This window comes from Mycobacterium sp. E3247 (assembly GCF_001667785.1).
In the GTDB taxonomy this organism is placed as follows: domain Bacteria; phylum Actinomycetota; class Actinomycetes; order Mycobacteriales; family Mycobacteriaceae; genus Mycobacterium.
This window is the reverse complement of sequence record NZ_LZJG01000557.1, coordinates 1-1,520: the sequence shown is the minus strand read 5'-3', so window position 1 is coordinate 1,520 and position 1,520 is coordinate 1. Positions and strand designations below refer to the sequence as shown.

Here is a 1,520-nt window from a genome sequence, read left to right as displayed (position 1 = left end):
GTTCCGGCGCGAGTTCGACCGCGTCAAGCTCGGACCGTCGTTGTGGCACCGCGACTTCCACGACGCGGTCATCGTCGAATGCCCCGACGAGTCGTTGATTGGCAAGAGCTTCGGCGCCATCGCCGACGAGCGCAAGCTGCACCCGCTCGACGCGTTCCTCGACGTGCTCGTCGAAAACGGTGAGCGCAACGTGCGGTGGACGACCGTCGTCGCCAACCACCGCCCCAAGCTGCTCGACGCACTCGCCAACGAGGGCAGCGTGCACATGGGCTTCTCCGACGCCGGTGCGCACCTGCGCAACATGGCTTTCTACAACTTCCCGGTCAAGCTGCTCAAGCGGGTTCGGGATGCCCAGCGGGCCGGCGCGCCGTTCATGTCCACCGAGCGGGCGGTGCACCGGCTGACCGGCGAGCTGGGGGAGTGGTTCGGCGTCGACGCCGGCACGCTGCGCCAGGGCGACCGCGCGGACTTCGTGGTGATCGACCCGGCCGGCCTCAACGAAACGGTCGAGGGCTACCACGAGGACGAGGTGCCGTTCTACGGCGGCCTGCGGCGCATGGTGAATCGCAACGACGACGCCGTCGTCGCGACCGGTGTGGGCGGCGCGGTCGTCTTCCGTGCGGGCCGGTTCCGTGAGGGCTACGGCCAAACCGTCAAATCGGGCCGCTACCTGCGCGCCGGCCAGCGGCGCCGCGGCCGGAGCCCGCTGACGATCGGGGCCTGACATGGCGAGAACCCAGCAGCAGCGCCGCGAGGAGACCGTGGGCCGGCTCCTCGACGCATGCATCGACACCATCATCGAGGTCGGCTACGCCCGGGCGTCCGCGGCGGTGATCACCAAGCGCGCGGGGGTCTCCGTCGGCGCCCTGTTCCGGCACTTCGAGACCATGGGCGACTTCATGGCGGCCACGGCGTCGGAGGTGCTGCGTCGCCAGCTCGAGACCTTCACCAAGCGGGTCGCCGAGATCCCGCCCGATCGGCCGGCGCTGGAGGCCGCCCTGGCGATCCTGCGCGACCTGACCACCGCGCCCAGCAACGCCGTGCTGTACGAACTGCTGGTCGCCGCCCGCACCGACGAAAAGCTCAGGGCCACCTTGCAACACGAGTTGCGGCAGTACTCCACGAAAATCCACGACGCCGCCCGTGCGCTGCCCGGCGCCGAGGGCTTCCCCGAGGAGACGTTCCCGGTGCTGGTCTCGGTGCTGACCAACGTCTTCGACGGGGCCGCGGTGGTGGAGGGGGTGCTGCCGCAGCCGCACATCGCCGAGCAGCGGATCCCGATGCTGATGACGCTGCTGTCCGCGGCGGCGCCGGACGCGGGCCGACCGGAATAGCTACAGCGAGCCGACGCTGGACTGGGGGCTTTGCGCGAATCCCCAGTCGAACAACGTCGCCGCCTGGTCCCAGTAGGTCGGTCCGCCCTCTTTGATCAGCCCGTACATCATCGCGATGACCAGCCGACGGCCACCGCGGGCAGCGGCCCCGACGAAGGTCTTGCGGGCCGCGTTGGTGAACCCGGT

1 protein-coding gene and 2 pseudogenes are annotated in these 1,520 nt (G+C 70.1%); 2 read left to right on the top strand and 1 reads right to left on the bottom strand.

Annotation, left to right across the window (positions count from 1 at the left end):
- Both A9X04_RS28575 and A9X04_RS28570 read left to right on the top strand, forming a co-directional pair.
- Nucleotides 1–724: pseudogene (locus A9X04_RS28575) on the top strand (hypothetical protein); the annotation flags it as partial.
- 1 nt (nucleotide 725) lies between these two features.
- On the top strand, nucleotides 726–1,334 hold the full coding sequence (locus tag A9X04_RS28570; RefSeq protein WP_067928323.1) for a TetR/AcrR family transcriptional regulator: 609 nt from the start codon (nucleotides 726–728) through the stop codon (nucleotides 1,332–1,334).
- On the opposite strand, the pseudogene A9X04_RS28565 reads toward A9X04_RS28570, so the two are convergent.
- Nucleotides 1,335–1,520 (bottom strand): annotated as a pseudogene (locus tag A9X04_RS28565) (D-alanyl-D-alanine carboxypeptidase); the annotation flags it as partial.